Source organism: Streptomyces sp. NBC_00459 (assembly GCF_036013955.1).
Taxonomy (GTDB): Bacteria; Actinomycetota; Actinomycetes; order Streptomycetales; family Streptomycetaceae; genus Streptomyces.
This window is the reverse complement of record NZ_CP107903.1, coordinates 7,859,094-7,882,237: the sequence shown is the minus strand read 5'-3', so window position 1 is coordinate 7,882,237 and position 23,144 is coordinate 7,859,094. Positions and strand designations below refer to the sequence as shown.

Below are 23,144 nucleotides of genomic sequence, written 5' to 3'. Positions count from 1 at the left end.
CGGTGCACTGGCGATCAGTATGTCTGTCGTCGTCCATGCCCACTCACCAGCACATACCCGCGCCCAAACCCGCATCCGCACCCGAGGAGCCCGCCGTGCACCGTCCCTCCAGCGCAGAGGCCGAGGTCGCCGACGAACTGGCCGCCGTACGTCCCGACCTCGCCTCGCGGTTCGCGGCCGAGCTGCCCGGCGCCCGGGCCGCCGTGCTGACCCGGCTGTGGCGGGCGCTCGTCCACGAGCCGCTGCCGTGGATCGTCCGCCGCGAGAACGGCGCTGCGCTCCTGCTGGCGGACGGCCGCCGTCTGGAGGGCCCGTACGCCGATCCGTACGCCGTCGACGGCCGTGTCACCGCCGTACGGCTCGGGACGGTGTCGTACGACGATCCGGCGCGGCTGATGACGGACCTGGCCGTCCCGCACGGACTCGCCTTCGCGGCCGAACTCGGCCACAGCGTCGCCTCGTTGGCCCTGTCGCGTGCCACCCAGGACAGCGCTCTGCCTGCCCCCGCGACCGGCTGGGAGTGGGAACAACGGGTAGTCGACGGACATCCTTTTCACCCCAACTGCCGTTCCCGGCCCGGGTTCTCGGTGGCCGAGCAGCTCGCTTACGGGCCCGAGCACCGTCCCGTCGTGGAGCTGGCGCTGGTGGTGACGGACGACTGTGCCGTGCGGGGCGAGTGGCCCGAGTGGCTGTGGGACGGGAGGCGGCCGCTGATTCCGGTGCACCCCTGGCAGGCGGAGCACGTGGTCAAACTCCCCAGCGGGGGTGGGCTGTCGGCGCATCCCCTGATGTCCCTGCGCAGCCTCGCCCTCCCGGACGGCGGACCGCACCTCAAGACGGCGTTGAGTGCCCGGCTCACCTCCTCGGTACGGGACATCTCGCCGTACTCGATCGAGACGGCGGCGACCGTGTCGGCGTTCATGGAGTCGATGGCGGCGCGTCTCGACGGGCTGCTGCACATCACCCGCACGCTCGGCGCGGTGACCGCCGACTCCCCCGATCTGGCGGCGGTACTGAGGGAGCCGCCGGACCTGTACGCGGACTCGGGGGCGGGTGAGTACGTCGTTCCGGTCGGGGCCCTGGCCGCCACAGGACTTGCCCGATCACCCTCCTGGCTGGCCGAGTTCACGCGTCTCGCGCTCACCGTCGGTCTGCGGCTGCTCGATCTGGGTGTCGCTCTGGAGGCGCACGGTCAGAATCTCCTCGTCGTGCTGTCGGTGACCGGGGACCCCCTGCGGTTGGTCTACCGCGACCTCGCCGACATCCGCGTCAGCCCGGTCCGGCTGGCCCGGCACGGCATCGCGGCGCCGAAGCTGGTCGGACGGATCGTCACCGACGACGAAGTCACCCTGCGCCGCAAGCTGTTCGGCTCGCTGGTGGCGGGGGCGCTGGGTGCGACCGCCGGTTCGGAGGCGGCGCTGCGGGAGGCGCTGGAGACGGCCGTACGCGGGCTGCCGTGCACGCCTGATCTGCCGACGCTGCTCGAACAGCCCCTGCCCACCAAGGCGTTGACCCTGATGCGGCTGTCGCCCGAGACGCCCGGGGACCTGTGGACCCAACTCCCCAACCCCCGGGGAGAGGTGACGGGGAGGTGAACCGGGACGGCAGCCGACGGGACCCGTTTTGAAGCGGGTGACCCAGGGTCAATAGGATCCGTCGATGATCACAAGACAACGGCTGGCGGCGGGCGCCTGCGCCCTGCTCGCCGCCCTGGCGGCCGGGATCGCGGTCCCGGCCGGAGCCGTCGCCGACGAAACCACCGCACTCGCGCCCAAGGTCAACCTCCTCCTAGACGTCAGCGGTTCGATGCGGGCGCGGGACATAGACGGCCAGTCGCGGATGGCCGCGGCGAAGCAGGCGTTCAACGAGGTGCTGGACGCGACACCCGAGGAGGTCCAGCTCGGCATCCGCACGCTGGGCGCCAACTACCCGGGCGACGACCGCAAGGAGGGCTGCAAGGACACCGCGCAGCTCTACCCGGTGGGCCCGCTCGACCGCGTCGAGGCCAAGACGGCGGTCGCGACACTCACGCCCACCGGCTGGACGCCGATCGGCCCCACGCTGCTGAAGGCAGCGGACGACCTCGACGGCGGTGAGGGCACCAAGCGCATCGTGCTCATCAGCGACGGCGAGGACACCTGCGCGCCGCTCGACCCGTGCGAGGTGGCCCGCGAGATCGCGGCCAAGGGCATCGGTCTCACCATCGACACGCTCGGTCTGGTCCCGAACACCAAGATGCGGCAGCAGCTGAGCTGTATCGCGGAGGCGACCGGCGGGACGTACACGTCGGTCGAGCACACCGACGAACTCGCCGACAAGGTCAACCAGTTGGTCGTCCGCGCCGCCGACCCGGTGGTGACGCCGGTGGCCGTGGAGGGCGCGGCCGGGTGCCCGAACGCCCCGGCGGTGAAGTCCGGTCTGTACACGGACCGCGAGGAGTTCGGCCAGCAGCGCTGGTACCGCGTCGAGGTCCTGCCGGGGCAGGAACTGCGCGCCTCGGTGAGTGTGTCGGCCGACCGGGCGGTCAACCCGGACTACGGGGTGCTGCTGCGGGCGGTGACCGCGCAGGGCCGTGAGATCGTCCGCGGCGAGGGCAACGGCACCGGACGTACCGACGTCATCTCGACGGGCCTGCGCTATCCGAAGGCGGAGACCGACGACGACGCGGACAAGCCGGCGGCCGAGACAGTGTGTCTCCAGGTCACCAACTCCTTCTCGGCGGCCAGTGGTGTGAAGTCCACGCCCGGTCTGCCGATCGAACTGACCGTCGATGTCGTCGACGGGCCGAGCCAGGCGAGCGACGTGGCCTCCTTCGGCCTCGGCCGAGGCTGGTGGCTGCTGGGCGCGCTCGTCCTGTTCGGCTTCCTCACGGGTGTTCTGTGGGGCTGGATCTCGCGTTGGCGGGTCGCGGTATGGAGGACCAACTGATGCAAGCCCTCAAGGATCAATCGGCTCGCGGTAGCCGCGTGTTGGGCACAGCCATGCTGATGCTCGGGCTGGCCGCGACCCCGGCCGTCGCCGACGCCTCGCCGTCGGCGAGCCCTTCGGACGGCAGCTCGGCCCCCACCTCGGCGGGCACGTCGTTCCGTACGGCGACCGAGATCGACCAGGGTCAGCAGGCCACCGCGAGCGGCTCGGCGGGCGACTACCTGTACTGGTCGTTCCCGGCGGACGCCGGTCAACGGCCCACCGTCAAGGCGACGGTGAAGCTGCCGGACTCCCATGCTTCCGAGGTCTGGCAGCTCGACGTGTACGACGGTCTGCGGCGCCGCCAGGCCTGCCAGTACGGCGCCCAGACCCGCACCGCCGCCTCGGGCACCGCCTCCGTGGAGCTGGCGTGCACCCTGCGCACGGTCCGCGCCTGGTCGGAGCAGTGGGCCAACGACCCGCTGCCGGGCACCTATTACGTCCGGCTGACGACGGTGAACCTCGCGACCTCCGACCTCGGCCTCCCGGTCGGCGCCGAGGTCCGGGTCGACTCCCTGGACATCGGCGGTGCGGCTGCCGTGGACGGCTCGCTGGCCGAGCCGCTGGTGCCCGGGATCGCGGTCGAGTCCGAGGACAAGGAGGACAGTTCGACGACGTCCGCCGTGCTGTCGAGCATCGAGCCCGACGACGGCTGGTCCTCCGGCTGGTGGTCCGACCGCTGGGTCTGGACGGCGATCGGCGGGGCGCTGGCCGCCCTGGCGGGCGTCGGCGGCTACGCCCTGACGCGCGGCTCGGGCCGGCCGAGGCAGGTTCCACCGGGAGCCTGACCAGTCTCTGACGGTTCGTCGACATGCCTGCCGCGCGAGGTTCGCGCGGCGGGCATGTCCCGTATCAGGCCTCTCGCAGGGCCTTGGCGAGCGTTCCCTCGCCGGTCACCTCGATACGTCCGTCCCGTACGGCGTCGAGCACACCGAGGTCCCCCCGGCCGACCGCCGCACAGGTGCCGGTGTCCATCGACAGACGGGCGTCGGGCTCCTCGGCGGCTGGCCCGGCGCCGTACACCGGAACGGCCTCCGCGCCGACGTACAGATGGAACTCGCCCTCCTCCAGGCGGACTTCGACGAGCCCTCCGCCGCTCACCCCGTCCACCGCGTCCAGCCCGCGCAGCAACGGCAGTGCGAACCAGTGCGCCCGCACGGCGTCCGTGGCGCGCCGCTCGTCCAGCTCGGGCGCGCCCCACTCCCCCAACGCCTGGAGCACGGGCAGCAACCGCCGTCCCCGGTCGGTGAGTTCGTAGACGTACGCGGCCCCGGGCGGAGGCAGCCGACGGCGGGTCGCCAGGCCGTCGCGCTCCATGTCCTTCAGCCGCGAGGCCAGTACGTCCGTGCTGACGCCCGGCAGATCCGTCTGCAGATCGGTGTAGCGGCGCGGACCGGCCAGCAGCTCCCGGACGATCAGGATGGTCCAGCGGTCGCCGACGACATCGAGGGCGCGAGCGACGGAACAGTACTGGTCGTAGCTTCGGCGAGGTGACATGCGACGCAGTCTAGACATGTTGTTGGACTTTCCAAGCGGAGACTTGGTAAAACCAAGCATCACCACGAACCGGAGGGGCGTAAGCGCATGGAGTTCCGGCAGTCGAGCAAGCTCAGCGAGGTCTGTTACGAGATCCGCGGACCGGTGATCGAGCACGCCAACGCACTGGAGGAGGCGGGCCACAGCGTCCTGCGCCTCAACACCGGCAACCCCGCGCTCTTCGGCTTCGAGGCGCCGCCGGAGATCCTCCAGGACATGATCCGCATGCTGCCGCAGGCCCACGGCTACACGGACTCGCGCGGCATCCTCTCCGCCCGCCGGGCCGTCGCACAGCGCTACCAGGAACGCGGCCTGGAGGTCGACGTCGACGACGTCTTCCTCGGCAACGGCGTCTCGGAACTGGTCTCGATGGCGGTCCAGGCGCTGATCGAGGACGGCGACGAAGTCCTCATCCCCGCCCCGGACTTCCCTCTCTGGACGGCGGTCACGACCCTCGCCGGCGGCAAGGCGGTCCACTACCTGTGCGACGAACAGGCCGACTGGTACCCGGACCTGGACGACATGGCCGCGAAGATCACCGACCGCACCAAGGCCGTGGTCATCATCAACCCGAACAACCCCACCGGCGCGGTCTATCCGAGGGAGATCATCGAGGGCATCCTCGACCTGGCCCGCAGGCACGGCCTGATGGTCTTCGCCGACGAGATCTACGACCAGATCCTGTACGACGACGAGGTGCACCACTCGGCCGCCGCGCTCGCCCCCGACCTGGTCGTCCTGACCTTCTGCGGCCTGTCGAAGACGTACCGGGTGGCCGGCTTCCGCTCGGGCTGGCTGGTGGTGACCGGCCCGAAGCAGCACGCGCGCAGCTACCTCGAAGGCCTGACGATGCTGGCCTCGATGCGCCTGTGCCCCAACGCGCCCGCGCAGTACGCCATCCAGGCCGCGCTCGGCGGCCGGCAGTCCATCTACGAACTCACCGCCCCCGGCGGCAGGTTGCGCGAGCAGCGCGACCGCGCGTGGGAACGCCTCAACGAGATCCCGGGCGTCTCGTGCGTCAAGCCGAAGGGCGCGCTGTACGCGTTCCCGCGCCTCGACCCGGCCGTGCACAAGATCCATGACGACGAGAGGTTCGTCCTGGACCTGCTCCTCCAGGAGAAGATCCAGGTCGTGCAGGGTACGGGCTTCAACTGGCCCTCCCCCGACCACTTCCGCATCCTCACCCTCCCGCACGCGGACGACCTGGAGGTCGCGATCAGCAGGATCGGGCGCTTCCTGAGCGGTTATCGGCAGTAGCGCCCACCGGGGCGGTCGCCGGGCGTCCGTCATGGGTAGCCCCTCCCCATGACGGACCGACCACTGCTGCTCCTCGACGTCGACGGCCCCCTCAACCCGTTCCGCGCCCGCCTCCTGCGCCACCGCGGTTACATAACCTGCCGGGTGCATCCCGCCAACTGGTCCGCCCGGCAGAAGCCGGGGTCGCGGCGACTGCGCCGGGGTCTGCGGATACGGCTGCACCCGGGGCACGGCGCCCGGCTGCTCGCCCTGCCGTACGACCTGGCGTGGGCCACGACCTGGATGCACGAGGCCAACGAGATGATCGGCCCGGTGATCGGACTGCCGGCCGCCCTGCCGGTCATCGAGTTCACCAACCTGTTCGCCGAGGACCCCGACGGGCTGTACTGGAAGACGCGGCGTGTCGTGGAGTGGGCCGACGGGCGTCCCTTCGTCTGGGTCGACGACATGATCACCGACCTCGATGTCCGCCATGTGGCCGAGCACCACACCGGGCGGGCACTGCTGCTGCGGATCGACCCGCGCCGGGGTCTTCAGGAGCGCGAGTTCGCCGAGCTGGAGCGCTGGGCTCGCGATGTCGGACCCGGGTCGTAGTCTTCGAAGAACGGCTCGGATCGACCAGGTGAACGGCTGACCGGCCGATCGCCCGCATCGGGCCACGACCGGGGAGGAGTGCGCCATAACACGACCGCCGACCGCCGCCCAGCGACGCGTCATCGACACGGCCGACCCCGTCACCGGACGGCTGCGGGGTACGGAGTTCCAGCTCGCCGCGCTGGTCAGGCGAGGGCTCGCCTTCCGGCACCCGCGGCCACCGCACGACCACTTCCTGACACCGGCGGGCCATCGCGTACGGGAGGAGGCGCCGCCTGCGGACACGCCTGCCGCCACCGAGGCTCCCCCCGCTTCCGGAGCCCCCGGGGTGTTCGCCGCGCGCGTGGGCGGCGAACAGGGGATACCGGCCGCCGGGCCCGCCCGGACGCGTGAGGTGCACAGCGCCTGGCAGGGGCTGCTGGAGCTGCGTCGGATGACCAATGCGGACGGTGCCATGGACCGTCCGTGCGGTTGGGAGCGTAAGCATCTGGTGCAGGCCGCCGCGTTGGCACTGGAGGCGGCCGGCCACCGCCCCGAGGACGGGGGCGGGGCCGGTGGTGGTTACCGGGTGCGGGCGACTCCGCAGCCGGAGGCCGTCGCCGTGCGCGAGCCCGACGGTGACGCGCTGCGGGCCTGTGCGGCCACGCTGGAGAGGACGGGCTGGCAGGTCAGCGCGCACACCGAGCCGCGTACCGGCGCGCGCTATCTGCTGGCGTCGCCCCGACGGACGTGACCACCGCATGAGCAAAGGCAGTTGACGGCTGTGAGCAACCGCTCAGTACGCTTGGCGCCCTCGTTGTGAAGCCGAGCAGTCGTGAAGGGGAAGTCGTGGCCGAACCGTTTTCCGTCCCGGTGACCGTGCGTGGGTACGAGACCGATGTGCAGGGGCACCTCAACCAGAGCGTGTACCTCAACTACGCGGAGCACGCCCGCTGGTCGTTGCTCCACGCGGCCGGAATCAGCCAGGCCGGGCTGATGACGAAGGGCGTGGGGCCGGTGGCCCTGGAGACCACCATCCGCTATCAGCGGGAGCTGCTCGCGGGCGACGAGGTCGAGGTGACCTGCGACTTCCTCTGGGGCGAGGGCAAGACCTTCCGTATCCGGCAGACGATCCGCAAGGCGGACGGCACGGTCGCGGCGGAGATCACGGCGGTCGGCGGGCTGATGGACCTCACGGCGCGCAAGCTCGTCCCGGACCCGAAGGAGTACTTCCGCGAACTGGCCTCGGAGCCGCGGCTGTTCGGGCTCTGACAGGCACTCACAGCGACCTCCTACCGGCACCCCACGGCATTCCCAACCTGGCGCGCGACTCTCGACCTCCTTCCGTCGCGCCCCTCCTGGAGATCCCGTGCCGATGATGCACAGAGCCGCCGCCCGTCGTACGTTGCTGGCCGCCCTCGGCGCCACCGCGATCCTGACCACCCAGCGGATCGCGTCCGGCGCGACCACCGAGGCGACCGGCAGCGGGCTCGACGACCCGGCCAAGAAGGACATCGCGATGCGGCTGGTGTGCAGCGCGGAGAACTCGTCGCTGGACTGGCGGGCGCAGTACGGCTACATCCAGGACATCGACGACGGCCGTGGCTACACCGCCGGGATCATCGGTTTCTGCTCCGGTACGAGCGACCTGCTGGCCCTCGTCGAGCTGTACACCGAGCGGGACCCGGACAACGTCCTGGCGGCCTATCTGCCCGCCCTGCGCGCGGTGGACGGCACGGACTCGCACGAGGGCCTGGACCCGGGCTTCCCCGCCGCGTGGCGCAAGGCCGCGAAGACGTCCGCCTTCCGCGAGGCCCAGGACGACGAGCGCGACCGCGTCTACTTCGACCCGGCCGTCGCCCGCGCCAAGAAGGACGGTGTCGGCACGCTGGGCCAGTTCGCCTACTACGACGCCATGGTCATGCACGGCCCCGGCACGGACAGCCTCAGCTTCGGCGGCATCCGCACCCGGGCCATCGCGAACGCCGCACCCCCGGCGGACGGCGGCGACGAGACGACGTACCTGAACGCCTTCCTCGACGCCCGGGTGTGGGCGATGGAGCAGGAGGCGGCCCACGAGGACACCAGCCGTGTGGACACCGCCCAGCGGGTCTTCCTCGACCAGGGGAACCTGGACCTGGATCCGCCGCTCGACTGGAAGGTGTACGGGGACAGTTACTACATCGGCTGACCGGTCGGGACGGTCGGTGGTGACGGCAGGACTCCGGCCGAGGGCCGTCCCCCTCGGCCGGAGGTCTTTCGGGGCCCCGGGGTCAGGCTCGCGCGGCGATCTCGGCCAGCCGCCGGGCCTCCGTGCGCGTCGAGCGGGCGATCTCGTCCTCGTCGACGTGCAGCAACCGCCCGTTCTCGACGATCTGTTCACCGTTCACGAAGGACGCGGTGACCGGGGCCGCCGCGCCGAGGACGAGGGCGGTGACAGGGTCGGCGATGGACGCGTGGGCCAGGGTGTCCAGGTTCCAGAGGACCAGGTCGGCGAGCTTGCCCGGCTCCAGCGACCCGGTCTCCCTTGCCCGGCCCAGCACCTGGGCACCGCCGTACGTCCCCAGGCGCAGCGCCTGACGGGCGTTCAGGGCCGCTTCCCGGTGTGCCCCGAGGCGGTTGATGAGGAGGGCGTTGCGCAGTTCGGTGTGAAGTTCGCCGGACTCGTTGGACGCGGTGCCGTCGACGCCGAGACCGACCGGGACGCCTGCCGCCAGCATGTCGGGGACGCGTGCGATGCCCGCCGCCAGCCGGGCGTTGGAGGACGGACAGTGGGCGACACCCGTCTTCGTACGGGCGAAGGCGGCGATGTCCGAGTCGTTCATGTGGACGCAGTGCGCCATCCACACGTCCTCGCCGAGCCAGCCTGTCGACTCGAAGTAGTCGGTCGGGCCCATGCCGAACAGTTCCTTGCAGAACTGCTCCTCCTCGACCGTCTCCGAGCCGTGGGTGTGCAGGCGTACGCCCTTGCGCCGCGCCAACTCCGCGCCCTCGCGCAGCAGTTCGGTCGAGACGGAGAACGGTGAGCAGGGGGCGACCGCGACCTGGGTCATGGCGTCGAAGGAGGGGTCGTGGTGCTCGTCGACCGTGGCCTCGGTGGCGGCGAGCGCACCTTCCAGCGTCTCGACGGCGAAGTCCGGGGGCAGGCCGCCGTCCTTCTCGCTGCGGTCCATCGAGCCGCGGGCGAGGGTGAAGCGGACGCCCATCTCGCGGGCCGCGCCGATGATCGCGCCGGACAGGTCGCCGGAGCCCTCCGGGAAGACGTAGTGGTGGTCCATGGCGGTGGTGACTCCGCCGCGGGCCATCATGGCCAGCGAGCCCTGCGCCGCCGCGCGGACCATCGGCTCGTCGATACGCGCCCACGTCGGGTACAGCGCCACCAGCCAGTCGAAGAGGTTGTGGTCGGTGGCCAGGCCCCGGGTGATCCACTGGTAGTAGTGGTGGTGCGTGTTGATCAGACCGGGGGTGACGAGATGCCCGCTCGCGTCGATGCGCCGGACCGCGTCCGCCAGACCCTCGGGGGCCTTTCCTGCGCCGACCGACTCGATACGGTTGCCGGCGATCACCACATGGCCGGACGCGTACTCGGTGTCGGCGGCGTCCACGGTCGCGACCGCGCAGTTCTCGATGACGATGCGCTGAACCATCGTTCGTTCGTCCTTAACTTCTCGTCCTTGACTTCCGGGTACGCGTCAGAGGTTGGTGAGGTCGGCGGGGATGCGCGCCTCGGCGCCGTCCCGCAGGATCGTGCCCTCGATCAGGCCGTACGGACGGTCGGCGGCGAGGTAGACCTCATTGTCGTTCTTCAGCCCGAAGGGTTTCAGGTCCACCAGGAAGTGATGCTTGTTGGGGAGGGAGAAACGCACCTCGTCGATCTCGTCGCGCTGCTCGATGATCCGCGCACCCATCTGGAACAGGGTCTGCTGGAGGGAGAGCGAATAGGTCTCCGCGAAGGCCGACAGCAGGTGCTTCCGGGTCTGCGCGTAGGACTCCTCCCAGTCGGGCATCTCCCGTTCCCCGTCGGACCAGTTGAAGCGCCAGCGCGCGGACACCTGGGTCGCCAGGATGCGGTCGTACGCCTCGGGGAGCGTCGTGTACTTGTCCTTGACGTAGCCCCAGAACTCGGAGTCGGTCGTGTTCATCACGACCAGGTCCTTGAGCCCGGAGACCACCTCCCACGACGAACCGTCGTACGTGATCTGGGTCAGCCGGGTCTCCTGACCCTGCCGGGCGAAGGAGTGCTCGCCCTCGCCCGCCGCCTCGATCCGCTCCCAGGAGTACTCCTCGATGCGGATGCGGGCCTTCAGAATCGGCTCCTGACTGGTCACGAAGTGCCGGGCCAGATGGATGCCGAACTGCTCGGCGGAGTCGATGCCGTGCTCCTTGGCGAAGGCGTACACCGTGTTCTTGGTGGTGTCCGTCGGCAGGACGTTCGCGTTCGAGCCGGAGAGGTGGACCTCGTCCATGTCGCCGGACAGCGACACCGAGACGTTGAGATCCTTGACGTGGTGGGTGGCGCCGTCGCGGGTGACGCGCACGACGCGGTTCTCGGCCTTGCCGTACTGGTTCTGCCCGAGGAACACCGGGCGGCCCTGGCTGGCTGAATCGGTCATGGTGCTGCTAGCTCCCTCGGTATACGGAGTAGCCGAACGGGTTGAGCAGCAGCGGTACGTGGTAGTGCTCGCCCGGTACGACGGCGAACGTGACCGTCACCTCCGGGAAGAACGCTCCCGCCGCACCGCTGTCCCGATTCGCGGGGGCGTCCTGCTGCGCATCGGCCTGTTTCTTCTCCAGATACGGCTCGACCTCGAAATCGAGCCGTACATGGGTCGTGCCCTCCGGCAGCGCCGGCAGGTCCTTGCACCGCCCGTCGGCGTCGGTCGCGCTGCCGCCGAGCTCCCGCCAGGCTTCCCCCCGCCCGTAGTGGGCGCCCTGCCCGCTGCGCGCGGCGAGCCGGACGGCGACGCCCGCGGCGGGGCGGCCGACGCTGGTGTCCAGGATGTGCGTGGACACGGAGGCGACGAAGGCAATGGGGTCGGTGGCGTCGGTGCTCATGTCTGTCACTGCTCTTCCTGTACGAGGTTGCCGAGCCGGATGCGGTTGATCTTCCCCAGTTCGGTGCGGACGATCTCCCGTTCCCGCTCCGGCGTGTTCCCGATCCGTTCCCGTACCGCGTCGCGCATCTGCTCGCCGGTCCGGCCGGTCGCGCAGATCAGGAAGACATGGCCGAACCTCTCCTGGTAGGCGAGGTTCAGCTCGAGCATCTCCGCCCTCAGCTCCTCGGAGGCCCCGGCCATGCCGCGCTGTTCGCGGGCGGAGGTCGGGTCACCGGGCTTGGGACGGCCGATCGGCGGGTGCCCGGCCATCGCCTCGGCGAGGTCGTCGGCGGTCAGCTCGGCCGTCGCGATGTCGCTCGCCGTGTACAGGTCCTCGGCGGTGGCGTACGGGCGCTTCGCGAGCAGGTGCTGTCCCCAGGCCGTCGAGGCGCAGGCGTCGTGGAGGGCGGCGCGGGCCGCGGACTCCTCCAGGGTGTTGAACCGGGCGAGGCCGCCAGGGGTCGTACTCGACGTCACGGCAGACCTCCGTGGCCTTGTGCGTGCTGGGTGCGTGCGGAAAGCACGCCGGGCTGGCTGCGCACAGCTAACGCCTTCCGGCGACAAGACGTCAACACTTTGTTGAAAATTTCGGGTAACGGCGAGGGCCGCACCGGACGCGCCGAGACCAAGGCTGCCGGACTCGTCGGGAAACCGCAGCCCACCCCGAAGGTGGCTGCGGCAGTCTCCTCGTCGCCCGATGGGTCTCCTCGTTCACTCCCCGCCCGGCCCGCGTCCGGTCAGAACCCGATGTCCCAGCTCACGATCTGGACGCCGGCCCCCTCCAGGGCGATCTGGACACCAGAACTGATCTTGATGGTGTTGCCCATCCATCGCTTGACCGACCGTGCGGGACGGTCGAGATGGGCACGCCCTTCCGTTCCTGCCGATGTCGCCGTCAGGTCGACAGCGAAGGAGAAGTACGTGTCGACGGAGTTTCCGGCGACCACGGTGATACCGCTGGAATCGAACCTGCTCAGGTATATCGATTCCAGGAGACCGGGGCCCGTGACCTCGGCCGACTCGTTCGACAACTGGCCGGCGAGGCCCGCGTGGACGATGCGAGCGGTATCGTCCGGCGAATGCGGCGAAAGGAAACTGCCGACGTACCCCGTTCCCCTGCCGCCGCCAGGTGCTGCGTTCTTACTGCGCCCGAAGATTCCCATGCCTGTCGCTCCTCCTGGACGGTGACTACTTGCCGTCGATGACTTTGCGCGCGCGGTTCCCTCGTGACCCGGCTTCCCTGTACAGCTTCTGGACAAGTTCCAGCTGCTGCTTGTCCAAGGAGCCGAGGCCTGCCCTTTCCGCCTTGCTGAGTGCCGCTTCGTACTGCTCTTTGGTCGCCACGGTGTTTCCCTCTCCGGTCGGTTCTCTGCGGCCAGTTCTCTGGCCAGATCTCTCCGGTCAGTTCAGGCCGTCCACTTCGAGCCAGTCGCCTGCGCCCGGTACGGACGAGATGGCGGCGATCATCCTTTTCCGCTTCCGCTGAATGGCCCGGTAGGCGCGAGGCGTCTTGATCAGTCCGCCCAGCTGCGAGGTGAAGGCGATATCGCGAAGAAAGAGAGTGGTGACACACTCACCGTTTTCTTCGGTTTCCAGGTTCACGCGTATCACGCTGCCCACAGGATGGCGTGTTTCCAGTCCCTGCCTCGTTTCGCGAACGGTCCAGCGAATTCCCTTGGCCGCCTCGGCGGCGGCCTGGAACACTGCCTGCGGGTTCACCTGGCCCCGCATCTCGTACTGCTTTTCCACGCTTCGGAAGAAATGCCGGCTCTGGAAGAAGGCTCCGGTGCCTACCAACAGGCAGAAGAGCACAAAAATGAGAACAGCTCCCACGATGTTCCTTTCACACTCGGGCTCTCCCCCAGCGTGACGCAGCGCACGTCCGTGGTCATGTCCCCGAAATCGGGGGCGTGCCGCCTGCTTGACGCACCACCAGATGTGCGCAGGTCGCTTCCGGCAGGTCGTCCACGACCGGGGCGAAGCCCGCGAAGGACCGGCGAAGCCGGGCGCTCCTGGCGGCATCTCCAGGGACGGTCACCAGACTCACCTCCACCTGTTCCGTGCCGGGATACAGACTCAGGGTCAGCCGAAGGGGCGGCTCGGAGCCGGTGAGTGCGGTGGCCAGCAGATCGCGCAGCACGAGGGGCGGATACACGGCGTCGCTGTCCGACTGGAACCTGACGACACAGCCGGCCCGCCGGGCCACGTCGAGGCGGTCCCGGACCTCGGCATCGATCACGCCGGGCAGGTGCAGTTCGTCACGCGCCGTCGTCTCGAGCAGTTGGGCCTGTTCTCTCAGTTCGTGCCAGGCCCTCTGCTCGCTTCCCTCGGCGATCTCCCTCAGGAAGGGCAGCAGTTGTGCGCCGATCTCCTCGATCCTCCGCTGGTGCAGCGCCGTACGGGCCTCGTGTCCCGCTTCGGCGACCGCGATCGCCACCTGGTCGCGGTTGGCCGCCGCCACGACGGCACCGAGTCCGACGACCGTACGCACGATGATCCAGACCATGACGACACCGAACACCGGAGACAGCAGGGCAGGCAGAACAGCCGCCGGTGAGTCGGCCACCAGGCCTCCCGTCGCGATCAGCGACAGAATCGCGATCTCCTCCAGCACGAGCGGAACCACGGCCTCCCGGACCGAACGGGTCGTCAGCAGAACGACGAACAGGGGCGTGAGCGCCCCGATGGGCCAGGAGTCGAAATTGTCGAGGCTGTCGGCCGGTATGACGGAGAGCGCGTACAGCAGACCACCGAGGGCGACCGTGGTGCTCCCGAGGCTCACCCAGCCGGGCACCGGCCGGTCGGCGCGCACGATCAGGGCCAGGGTGATCAGGACCAGCACCGAGAACCAGACGGTCAGCCGGTCCGCGCTCGCCGTGGCATCGCTGTGGACCACCGCGATCACATACATGCTCAGCAGGTAGGGCACACAGACCGCGGCGAGAGGCCTGCGCATGTCACCCACCGCGAAGGCGATCAGGGCGGCCCGGTCCGGGCGGGCGGCCGCCACCGGTGGGGCGGCGTCGCGGGTCCACCCCAGTCGGACGGAGGTGCCCGCGCCCTCGGTGCTGATCACATCCGCGGTACCGCCCACCTCCGCCATCCTGTCGACGACGGACCGGCTCAACCCCCAGGACGACCGGTGCGACCGCGTAGGGGAGAAGCCGACCCCGTCGTCCGAAACGATCAGGACGACACCGTGCCCGTCCTCGCTCAGCCGTACGGAGACAGCGCTGGCGAAGGCGTGGCGGTCGACGTTGCGCAACGCTTCTCGTGCGGCGGCGAGCATGGCCGCGGCCACCGGGGCCGGCACCTGGACTTCGCCCTCGATGTGGAACGTGGTTTCGATGGGCAGGACGGTGCCGAGTTCCTCGATGTCCTGGGCCAGATTCCTGGTGCTGCTCGTGATCGGTGCCATCGGCGCTCGTGCCATCGCGGCCACCGCGTCCGCGCATGTCCGTCGCGCTTCGGCCTGTGTGACGCCCCGACCGGCCACCGCGCGCAGGGCCGTGGCCACGTCGTCGTGGAGCATCCTCTGGAATGTGCGGTGCGCGGACCGCCGGCCCTCGGCCTGGGCCTCCTGGGCCTGTGCCGCCAGCAGCGCTTCCTGCGCGTGATCGGCCCTGGCGGCGGCCGACCGCATCACCCGGGTCAGCACGCCCGCGGCCAGCGCGCCGGAGATGCCCGGCCACAGGCTTTCCAGCGCCCCCGACGGACCGCCCAGCGGCAGACAGGCGACCACCTGCGCGAAGAAGACCACCACGCAGACCGTCCAGGCGCGCACCGGAGTCAAGAATCCCGCCGCCAGAACAGCCGCGATCAGAGCGGGATTGCCCCTGGCTCCCACCACGATGTCGCCCGGAGGGGACAAGGCCATCGCCGCGTACACCAACAGGACCGCGCCGCAGACCAGCCACGCGTCCGCAGCGGCCAGCAGGCAGCGCCAGGCGCGGAAGGCCTCGACCAGCAGTACGAGGACGAACCACCAGCCGGAGACGGCCAGCAGGGCGTCGAGTTCCGGTGAGGTCGTCACCATGACCGCCCACTGCACGGCGAGCAGGACCGCCAACACGGTGAACGAACGCTGCATCCCGCGTTCGACGCTGAACCGGTAGGTCCCCGGTCTCACGTGGCTTCGGGCTCGATGTCGATATGACCGTCCCGTAAGGCGAAGGCCACCAACTGGCCGGGGCCCGCCGTCGGATGGCCGACCTCCTTGTACTTCCTCGCCGCCCGGTCGAGGAAGGACTTCAGGGTGTCCACCGCGATCCCCATCTCTTTCGCGATCAGTTTGCGCGGCTTGCCCTGGGCCATCAGCACAAGGAGCTGACGCTCCCGCTCGGAGAGCCGCACCCCTGCCCGCGGGTCGGTGACCATGGCGTGAGCGAGTCTGCTGGACACCGAGAACTCGTTCGCGTGCGCCGCCCGTACCGCGTCGACGACGGATTCCTCCGGATCGCCTTTCAGGACCAGCCCGAGGGCGCCCGCGTCGATGGCGCTGCGCACGACTCCCGGGCGGGAGTCCGAGGTGAGGATGACAACACGAGCACCGGTCGCCACGATTCTCGCCACGTTGTGCGCGACGTCCGGTTCGGTCGGCAGGAGCAGGTCGAGCAGCACCACGGAGGCGGGGCCGTCGGTTCGTTCCAGCAGTGCTGTGACACTGGGTTCAATGGCACCCAGCCGGATGTCCGGGGCGTTCTCGGCGAAGTACAACCGCAGACCACCCAGGATGAGCGGGTGGTCGTCGACGCCGGCTACGACGATCGCCTGTTCCGGATTCGGGTTCGGTTCCGGACCTCCCAGGACTGCCTGTGGCTCCGTCATTCGGCCAGCATGCCCTTTGGCGGCGCATACTGCGGCGGAATCACCAACTCGCTGCCCCTCCCCACCCGCCGGGTCAGCCGTCCTGCCGCGGCTGGTCCTCGCTCTCGCGCGCCTTGGCCCGCTGCTCGTTGGCGTAGTTGAGGTAGTTGTAGACCGTGAAGCGGCTGACGCCGAGGGCGCTCGCCACGGTCTCGACCCCGTGCCGCACGGAGAAGGCGCCACGCGCCTCGAGTATCCGTACGGTCTCCTGCTTGGCCTTGCGGTCCAGTTCGGCCAGTGGCTTGCCGTGCCGGCGCTCCAGGGCGGCCAGGATGTGATCGAGCGAGTCGGCGAGCTGTGGCAGGCGTACGGCGACCACGTCGGCGCCCTCCCAGGCGAGCACGACATCGTCGGGGCCGGCCCGGCCGGGGGCGACCAGCTCGCCCCCCATGGCGTCGACCAGCGGTTTCACGGCCGCGACGAAGGCAGCGGCGCCGGATCCGTCCCCGCCGCCGGTCACCGGTCGCCCTCCTCGTCGATCACGTTGACCTGGAGGGAGATTCGGGTGGCGCCGGCCTCCAGGGTCCTGCGCAGCAGCGCGTCCAGGGCGGTGAGCACGGCGTCGGCGTGCCCCTCGGCGGTGTTGCCGAACGGGCCGACGTCCACCGCGTCCAGTTCGGCGGCCTCGATGACCTCGCGGGCGACCAGCGCGTGCGCGGGTGCCTCGTCGAGATCGAAGGGCTCGGTCGTGAACTCCACTCGCAGTCGCACTGTGCCCATTCTTCCGTCAGGTCGTGTCCCAGCCGCTCGTGTCCCAGCCGCTCGGACACGACCCTAACGGACTCCCCTGCGACAATCAGCAGGGCTGTGCGCCCACTCCGAAGAGCATGCGCCTCATACCCGAACCGGCCTACAGGCGAAGGGAGTTCACCTTCAGGACAGGGTCGGGGACGGTGTCACGCGCACCGGCGACACGCCGTCGGCGGGCCAGGGCCACGGCAAGTGCCGTCAGCGCGGCGAGCGTCGCGGCGCAGGCCGCCAGAGCGGGCAGCGGGGAAACGGCTCCGCCCGCCTGGCGTACGTAGGCGAGTGTCGCCGAGCCGACGTGACCGCCGAGCAGATGGACGGCGGCCAGCGCGCCCGGCGCGACCACGGCAGCGGCGGTCACGGCCGGCGACCGGCCGAACCACAGCGCCGCGCCGGCCAGCAGGCACAGTGCGGAGACGCCGAGCGAGGCGGCCAGTCCGTGCCTCGGCGCGTCGACCCAGTCGAGCGGGAAGTGGGCGGCGCCGCAGAGCATGACGAGGACGGCGACGGCCCTGCGGAGCCACAGGACGTCACGTCTGGCGCCCACGACAGCCGCCGTCTCCCCCGCCTGCGGTGCGGGGCGGGCGATCGCGGGATCCGGATCCCGGTCCCGGTCCCGGACGTCGTCGATGCTGCCGATCAACTGCACGAGGTCCTCGACCGGCCTGCTGGTGGCGGCGGCCCGCACCGCCTGGGCCTCCGCGTGCGCGGAGTGCGGGGCCGCGTGCAGAAGCGCGACCAGACGGCCGACCTCGGCCACCGGGCGCTGCTCGACGGCTGTGCGGATCGCCTCGTCCATCCGGTCGACACCGTGCGTCGGCGGACCGAGCAGCTCCACGAGGCGTGAGACGTCCTCCACGGAGCGCGCCACGGCCGCGACCCGCAGGACCGTGGCCGCGGTCGGCAGACCGTCGGGTGACTGCTCCAGGAGGGTGACGAGCTGGACGACATCGTCCAGGGGTCTGGCGACGACCACGGTGCGCACCAGGTCGTTCGTGCGTATGCGGGTGACGGTACGGGTTTCGCCTGTTCCGGAGTTCTCCGGGCAGGCAGGGAATGGCTCGACGGCCATGTTTGCCTCACAACTTCAGTGCACTGACACACGGGAGACGTGCGCCCCGCTCATATGAACGTTGAACCCTGTGTAACCGCCCCCTCACCGCCCCGCCACTCGGGGGAGACCTCTTGACAAGCTCCGAGGCTCGACGGCAGTCTTCCATCAGGTAGAAAGTTACTTCCACGATACGAAATAGGAGAGGCGCCGACGGCCATGGGATTCCCAGAGCAGCGCTTCAACGTCAACCTGTCGATCCTCTTCACGGAACTCCCGCTCCTGGCGCGCCCGGCGGCGGCCCGGGCCGCCGGTTTCACCGCGGTCGAGCTGTGGTGGCCCTGGCTCGACTCCCCCACCCCTGCCCGGTCCGAGCTCGACTCCCTGCGGGCCGCGATCGAGGACGCGGGCGTCCGGCTCACCGGCCTGAACTTCTACGCCGGACAGCTGCCGGGCCCGGACCGGGGCGCCGTGTCGGTGCCCGGCGAGGAGTCGGAGCGGTTCCGCGCCAACATCGAGGTGGCCGCCGGGCTGGCCGAGTCGCTCGGCTGCGGCGCGCTCAACGCGCTGTACGGCAACCGGATCGAGGGCGTGGACCCGGCGGAGCAGGACACGTTGGCACTGGAGAACCTGGTCCTCGCGGCGCGCGCCGCGAACCGTATCGGCGCGATTCTCCTCGTCGAGGCGCTCAACAAGCCGGAGTCGCCCCGGTATCCGCTGGTGAGCGCGCCGGCCGCCGTGGAGGTCGTCGACAAGGTCAACGAGGCGACCGGCCTCGACAACGCCCGCTTCCTGATGGACCTCTACCACCTGTCCATGAACGGCGAGGATCTCCCCGCGGTGATCGACCGGTTCGCCGCGAAGACCGGCCACGTCCAGATCGCCGACAACCCCGGCCGCGGCGCCCCCGGCACCGGCACACTCCCCCTCGCGGACCACCTGGACCGGCTGCGCAAGGCCGGTTACGAGGGCTGGGTGGGCCTGGAGTACAAGCCGGGCGACCGGCCGAGCGCCGAGGCGTTCGACTGGCTGCCGCGCGAAGCACGCCGAACCCCCTGACATCGCAGAGCAGCAGAGAGGCGCCCCGTCATGAGCAATCGTCCCAAGGTCGCCTGGATAGGCCTCGGCATCATGGGCTCCCCCATGTCCGAGAACCTGATCAAGGCGGGTTACGACGTCATCGGTTTCACCCTGGAACAGGACAAGCTCGACCGCCTCGTCGCCGCCGGCGGCACCGCGGCCGGTTCGATCGCCGAGGCCGTGCGCGAGGCCGACGTCGTGATCACGATGGTGCCCGCGTCACCGCAGGTCGAGGCGGTCGCGTACGGCCCTGAGGGCATCCTGGCGAACGTGCGGCCCGGCACCCTGTTGGTCGACATGTCGTCGATCACCCCGCAGACGTCGGTGGATCTGGCGAAGGCGGCGGCCCAGAAGGGCGTCCGGGTGCTGGACGCGCCCGTCTCGGGCGGTGAGGCGGGCGCGGTCGAGGCAGTGCTGTCCATCATGGTCGGCGGTGAACAGGCCGACTTCGACTCGGCAGTGCCGATCTTCGAGGCGCTCGGCAGGACCGTCGTGCTCTGCGGCCCGCACGGCTCCGGCCAGACGGTGAAGGCAGCGAACCAGCTGATCGTCGCGGTGAACATCCAGGCGTGCGCCGAGGCGGTGGTCTTCCTGGAGAGGTCGGGCGTGGACCTGAGGGCGGCGTTGGAGGTGCTGGGCGGCGGACTGGCCGGCTCGACCGTGCTGACGCGCAAGAAGGACAACTTCCTGAACCGCGACTTCGCACCGGGCTTCCGTATCGACCTCCACCACAAGGACATGGGCATCGTGACGGACGCGGCCCGCGCGGTCGGCGCCGCGCTGCCGGTCGGTGCGGTGGTCGCCCAACTCATCGCGTCCCTGCGGGCGCAGGGCGACGGAGGCCTGGACCACTCCGCGCTGCTGAGGGCCGTGGAACGTCTGTCGGGCGCCGAGGTCTGACGCGCCTTTCTGTTCCTTCTTCGATCTTCCGGGCGGCGCCCGCGCCGACAATTGTCCTGTCGCGCCCAGGCGTCGGCGCCGCCCGGAAACCTCAAATCCAGCTCTGAACCCGGCCCCGGGGGCTTCAACTCCCCCCAGGGTCGGGCACATTGTTGTCAGCACGGGGGAACAACGGGAAAACGCACGGGGGAACAACGGGGGAAACAAAGAGGGGGTGCCCATGGGCACCCCCTTCTTCCATGTCCTCGGCTCTCCCCGCGCCCTCGGCGTCAGATCCTGAGCGTCCTGATCGACGTCGGCGCATGACCCGGCTCGGTCGCGATCTCCTCGAACTCCACCACGTTCCCTATGTCGTTGGTCGTCGACATGGAGATGTTCGTGACGCGTTCCAGGATCGCCTCGACAACCACCGGGACCCGGTGCCGCGCCGCGAGCTTCCTGGCCTGCTCGAAGGAGGTGGCCAGTTCTGCCGGATCCGTCACGCGGATCGCCATGCAGCCGAGGCCCTCGGCGACCTTGACGTGGTCGACGCCGTAGGCGCCCAGTTCGGGCGAGTTGAGGTTCTCGAACTCCAGGTTGACCTGGAAGTCGATGTCGAAGGCCCGCTGCGCCTGCCGGATCAGGCCCAGGTAGGAGTTGTTCACCAGCACGTGGACGTACGGGATGCGGTGCTGGGCGCCGACCGCCAACTCCTCGATCATGAACTGGAAGTCGTAGTCGCCGGAGAGGGCCACCACGGTCGCCTCCGGGTCGGCGACGGCGACGCCGAGCGCGGCCGGGATGGTCCAGCCGAGAGGGCCCGCCTGGCCGCAGTTGATCCAGTGGCGGGGCCGGTGGACGTGCAGCAGCTGCGCGCCGGCGATCTGGGAGAGGCCGATCGTCGTCACGTACCGCGTCTCGGGGCCGAAGACCCTGTTCATCTCCTCGTACACGCGCTGCGGCTTGATCGGGATGTCGTCGAAGTGCGTACGCCGCTGGAGGCGGGCCCTTCGTTCCTGGGTCGCCGCCGCCCACTCGGAGCGGTCCGGGAGGCCGCCCGCGTCCTTCGACTCCCTTGCCACCGCGACGAAAAGCTCCAGCGCGGCCTTCGCGTCGGAGGCGATGCCGTAGTCGGGGGCGAAGATTCGGCCGATCTGGGTGGGCTCGATGTCGACGTGGACGAAGGTACGGCCGGCCGTGTAGACGTCGAGCCGGCCGGTGTGACGGTTGGCCCAGCGGTTGCCGATACCGAGGACGAAGTCGGACTCCAGGAAGGTGGCGTTGCCGTAGCGGTGCGAGGTCTGGAGGCCGACCATGCCGGCGTTCAGGTCGTGGTCGTCCGGCAGCGCGCCCCAACCCATGAGGGTGGGGACGACCGGGACGCCCGTCAACTCGGCGAACTCGACAAGGAGTTCGGTCGCGTCGGCGTTGATGATGCCGCCGCCGGCCACGATCAGCGGCCGGTGCGAGGCGTTCAGCAGCGTGAGCGCCTTCTCGATCTGGGCACGGGTCGCGGCCGGCTTGTAGACGGGCAGCGGTGCGTAGGTCTCCGGGTCGAACTCGATCTCCGTCTGCTGGACGTCGACCGGCAGGTCGACCAGCACCGGCCCGGGGCGGCCCGACCGCATCAGATGGAAGGCCTGCTGGAGGACGCCGGGGACCTGGGCCGCCTCCAGCACGGTGGTGGCCATCTTGGTGACCGGCCGGGCGATGGAGGCGATGTCGACGGCCTGGAAGTCCTCCTTGTGGATCACCGCGGTGGGTGCCTGGCCGGTGATGCAGAGGATCGGGATCGAGTCGCCGGTCGCGGAGTACAGCCCCGTGATCATGTCGGTGCCGGCCGGGCCCGAAGTACCCACGCAGACACCGATGTTGCCGGGGTGGGTGCGCGTGTAGCCCTCGGCCATGTGCGAGGCGCCCTCGACATGGCGGGCGAGCGTGTGGCTGATCCCGCCGGCGGCCTGGAGGGCCGCGTAGAAGGGGTTGATCGCCGCGCCGGGAACACCGAACGCGTGCGTGACGCCCTCCCGCTTGAGAATCTCGACTGCCGCGCGGGCAGCGGTCATACGAGCCATAGAGCAACTCCTCGGATTCGTACTCCCGTCGCGCCCCGCGGAGAGAGAAAGCCTCCGTGACCTTGGTTCAAACTTTCCGTATTGCGGAAATCATTTTCTGCTATCTGGAAACAATGTAAGTGGACTCGCGAAGGCCGTCAAGAGACGGACAAGCGGGGGTCCGGTGGAGCACGATGGGGCTCTGACCCCGACGTCACGTAGTGGAGTTGGCCATGGCCGAGAGCATGCCGGTGCGGTGTCCGGCCTGCCTGCGCGAGCATCTGTACGCGGCGCCGTCCTATCCGTGCGCGTGCGGTGCGCCGGTCAGCCCGTCACTCGACGAACGGGCGACCGCGACGGCCGTCACCCATCGCGTCTGGGACGAGCAGTGGGTCACCGTGCGCTGCGCGGCCTGCGGACGTGGGGACCAGTGGCCGCACCCCGAACTGGGCTGCCCCTGCGGCACGGTCCTGCGCATCCCGGTGACGCGGCCGGTCCCCGACACCCGGCCGACAGGGCCACGGACGAAGGACGCCCAGTCCCCGCCCGGCGCGGCGAAACTCCCCGCCGCCCTGCGCGCCTCCCGCCCGGCCTCCCGCTCCCGGCGCGCCTTCCAGCCCGTCACCATCCGCACCGCGCGCGACGCGGTCACCGCCGCCGCCCTCTATCTGCGCTGGCTCGGCTACCAGGACATCCGCCGCGCCGACCAGCGGCCCCCGTCCGGCGTGGGGCTCGCCGCCCGCGGAGTCCTGGCGCAGGTCGACCCGACGGTGAGCCCGGCGTCGCTGCGGGACATCGAGTGCCTGTGGCTGACAGCCATGACGGAGTCCTCGGACTGCGTCTACTTCTCCCTCGCCGGGTACGAGGACGAGGCCCGCGCCGGCGCCGAGAACCTGGGCGTCCCCCTCTTCGTCCTCGACCTCACCGGCACCCCGCAGCCGGTCAACAGTCCGGCCGACGACCTCGACGCCAGCGGGGTCTGAGGCCCCGGCGGCCCTGCCGGAGACCGGATATCCGCGTGCCCCGGGCGCGTCCGGG

General features: G+C 70.1%; 25 protein-coding genes. 11 read left to right on the top strand and 14 right to left on the bottom strand.

Features of this window, described 5'->3' with window-relative positions; all coding sequences use genetic code 11:
- Nucleotides 1-95 precede the first annotated feature (95 nt).
- The 3 genes from OHN74_RS34720 (at nucleotide 96) to OHN74_RS34710 (ending at nucleotide 3,755) form a co-directional block, all read left to right on the top strand.
- Nucleotides 96-1,595, top strand: coding sequence for an IucA/IucC family protein (locus OHN74_RS34720; protein ID WP_327698522.1), 1,500 nt, complete (start codon nucleotides 96-98; stop codon nucleotides 1,593-1,595).
- A 64-nt stretch (nucleotides 1,596-1,659) separates the two neighbouring features.
- A complete protein-coding gene (locus tag OHN74_RS34715; protein ID WP_327698521.1) occupies nucleotides 1,660-2,928 on the top strand; it encodes a VWA domain-containing protein in 1,269 nt (422 codons plus the stop codon).
- Nucleotides 2,928-3,755 carry a hypothetical protein gene (locus tag OHN74_RS34710; RefSeq protein WP_327698520.1) on the top strand — a complete coding sequence of 276 codons (828 nt, stop codon included), beginning with the start codon at nucleotides 2,928-2,930 and terminating at the stop codon, nucleotides 3,753-3,755. Before OHN74_RS34715 ends, OHN74_RS34710 begins: the two co-directional genes overlap by 1 nt.
- 64 nt (nucleotides 3,756-3,819) lie before the next feature.
- On the opposite strand, the gene OHN74_RS34705 is transcribed toward OHN74_RS34710, so the two are convergent.
- Complete coding sequence (locus tag OHN74_RS34705) at nucleotides 3,820-4,464, bottom strand: helix-turn-helix domain-containing protein (RefSeq protein ID WP_327698519.1); 645 nt, start codon at nucleotides 4,462-4,464, stop codon at nucleotides 3,820-3,822.
- Nucleotides 4,465-4,551: 87 nt separating this feature from the next.
- Between OHN74_RS34705 and OHN74_RS34700 the strand changes: the two genes are divergently transcribed.
- The 5 genes from OHN74_RS34700 to OHN74_RS34680 all read left to right on the top strand — a co-directional run bounded on the left by OHN74_RS34700 (nucleotide 4,552) and on the right by OHN74_RS34680 (nucleotide 8,524).
- Entirely contained in the window at nucleotides 4,552-5,760 is a 1,209-nt protein-coding gene (locus OHN74_RS34700; protein ID WP_327698518.1) for a pyridoxal phosphate-dependent aminotransferase, read from the top strand.
- Between the two features lie 48 nt (nucleotides 5,761-5,808).
- Entirely contained in the window at nucleotides 5,809-6,354 is a 546-nt protein-coding gene (locus tag OHN74_RS34695; protein ID WP_327698517.1) for an HAD domain-containing protein, read from the top strand.
- An 85-nt stretch (nucleotides 6,355-6,439) separates the two neighbouring features.
- Nucleotides 6,440-7,087, top strand: a complete 648-nt coding sequence (locus OHN74_RS34690; protein ID WP_327700376.1) for a hypothetical protein — start codon at nucleotides 6,440-6,442, stop codon at nucleotides 7,085-7,087.
- A 95-nt stretch (nucleotides 7,088-7,182) separates the two neighbouring features.
- Nucleotides 7,183-7,605 (top strand): acyl-CoA thioesterase, encoded by a 423-nt coding sequence (locus OHN74_RS34685; protein WP_327698516.1) that lies wholly within the window; start codon nucleotides 7,183-7,185, stop codon nucleotides 7,603-7,605.
- 103 nt (nucleotides 7,606-7,708) lie between these two features.
- Entirely contained in the window at nucleotides 7,709-8,524 is an 816-nt protein-coding gene (locus tag OHN74_RS34680) for a chitosanase (RefSeq protein ID WP_327698515.1), read from the top strand.
- 82 nt (nucleotides 8,525-8,606) lie between these two features.
- On the opposite strand, the gene OHN74_RS34675 is transcribed toward OHN74_RS34680, so the two are convergent.
- From OHN74_RS34675 to OHN74_RS34620, 12 genes are all read right to left on the bottom strand, one after another.
- Nucleotides 8,607-9,980, bottom strand: a complete 1,374-nt coding sequence (locus OHN74_RS34675) for an 8-oxoguanine deaminase (protein ID WP_327698514.1) — start codon at nucleotides 9,978-9,980, stop codon at nucleotides 8,607-8,609.
- 45 nt (nucleotides 9,981-10,025) lie between these two features.
- On the bottom strand, nucleotides 10,026-10,946 hold the full coding sequence (gene pucL / locus OHN74_RS34670) for a factor-independent urate hydroxylase (RefSeq protein WP_327698513.1): 921 nt from the start codon (nucleotides 10,944-10,946) through the stop codon (nucleotides 10,026-10,028).
- A gap of 7 nt (nucleotides 10,947-10,953) precedes the next feature.
- Entirely contained in the window at nucleotides 10,954-11,388 is a 435-nt protein-coding gene (gene uraH / locus OHN74_RS34665) for a hydroxyisourate hydrolase (RefSeq protein ID WP_327698512.1), read from the bottom strand.
- A gap of 5 nt (nucleotides 11,389-11,393) precedes the next feature.
- Nucleotides 11,394-11,906 (bottom strand): 2-oxo-4-hydroxy-4-carboxy-5-ureidoimidazoline decarboxylase, encoded by a 513-nt coding sequence (uraD, locus tag OHN74_RS34660; protein WP_327698511.1) that lies wholly within the window; start codon nucleotides 11,904-11,906, stop codon nucleotides 11,394-11,396.
- A 260-nt stretch (nucleotides 11,907-12,166) separates the two neighbouring features.
- The gene (locus OHN74_RS34655; RefSeq protein ID WP_327698510.1) at nucleotides 12,167-12,592 is read right to left on the bottom strand and encodes a hypothetical protein; all 426 of its coding nucleotides are present in this window, start codon (nucleotides 12,590-12,592) and stop codon (nucleotides 12,167-12,169) included.
- A gap of 25 nt (nucleotides 12,593-12,617) precedes the next feature.
- Nucleotides 12,618-12,773 carry a hypothetical protein gene (locus OHN74_RS34650; RefSeq protein WP_327698509.1) on the bottom strand — a complete coding sequence of 52 codons (156 nt, stop codon included), beginning with the start codon at nucleotides 12,771-12,773 and terminating at the stop codon, nucleotides 12,618-12,620.
- A gap of 57 nt (nucleotides 12,774-12,830) precedes the next feature.
- Entirely contained in the window at nucleotides 12,831-13,262 is a 432-nt protein-coding gene (locus OHN74_RS34645) for a hypothetical protein (protein WP_327698508.1), read from the bottom strand.
- A 55-nt stretch (nucleotides 13,263-13,317) separates the two neighbouring features.
- Nucleotides 13,318-15,519: a sensor histidine kinase gene (locus OHN74_RS34640; RefSeq protein ID WP_327698506.1), complete on the bottom strand. Its 2,202-nt coding sequence runs from the start codon at nucleotides 15,517-15,519 to the stop codon at nucleotides 13,318-13,320.
- Between the two features lie 35 nt (nucleotides 15,520-15,554).
- On the bottom strand, nucleotides 15,555-16,256 hold the full coding sequence (locus tag OHN74_RS34635; RefSeq protein ID WP_327698505.1) for a response regulator transcription factor: 702 nt from the start codon (nucleotides 16,254-16,256) through the stop codon (nucleotides 15,555-15,557).
- Between the two features lie 73 nt (nucleotides 16,257-16,329).
- Nucleotides 16,330-16,686, bottom strand: a complete 357-nt coding sequence (locus OHN74_RS34630) for a helix-turn-helix domain-containing protein (protein WP_327700375.1) — start codon at nucleotides 16,684-16,686, stop codon at nucleotides 16,330-16,332.
- A 65-nt stretch (nucleotides 16,687-16,751) separates the two neighbouring features.
- A complete protein-coding gene (locus OHN74_RS34625; protein WP_327698504.1) occupies nucleotides 16,752-17,006 on the bottom strand; it encodes a hypothetical protein in 255 nt (84 codons plus the stop codon).
- Between the two features lie 139 nt (nucleotides 17,007-17,145).
- Entirely contained in the window at nucleotides 17,146-18,114 is a 969-nt protein-coding gene (locus OHN74_RS34620; protein WP_327698503.1) for a hypothetical protein, read from the bottom strand.
- Nucleotides 18,115-18,312: 198 nt separating this feature from the next.
- On the opposite strand from OHN74_RS34620, the gene OHN74_RS34615 reads away from it, so the two are divergent.
- Nucleotides 18,313-19,152 (top strand): TIM barrel protein, encoded by an 840-nt coding sequence (locus OHN74_RS34615; protein ID WP_327698502.1) that lies wholly within the window; start codon nucleotides 18,313-18,315, stop codon nucleotides 19,150-19,152.
- A 30-nt stretch (nucleotides 19,153-19,182) separates the two neighbouring features.
- Nucleotides 19,183-20,073, top strand: coding sequence for a 2-hydroxy-3-oxopropionate reductase (locus tag OHN74_RS34610; protein ID WP_327698501.1), 891 nt, complete (start codon nucleotides 19,183-19,185; stop codon nucleotides 20,071-20,073).
- A 269-nt stretch (nucleotides 20,074-20,342) separates the two neighbouring features.
- On the opposite strand, the gene gcl is transcribed toward OHN74_RS34610, so the two are convergent.
- The gene (gcl, locus tag OHN74_RS34605; RefSeq protein ID WP_327698500.1) at nucleotides 20,343-22,127 is read right to left on the bottom strand and encodes a glyoxylate carboligase; all 1,785 of its coding nucleotides are present in this window, start codon (nucleotides 22,125-22,127) and stop codon (nucleotides 20,343-20,345) included.
- A 212-nt stretch (nucleotides 22,128-22,339) separates the two neighbouring features.
- Between gcl and OHN74_RS34600 the strand changes: the two genes are divergently transcribed.
- Nucleotides 22,340-23,089, top strand: coding sequence for a hypothetical protein (locus OHN74_RS34600; protein ID WP_327698499.1), 750 nt, complete (start codon nucleotides 22,340-22,342; stop codon nucleotides 23,087-23,089).
- Nucleotides 23,090-23,144 lie beyond the last annotated feature (55 nt).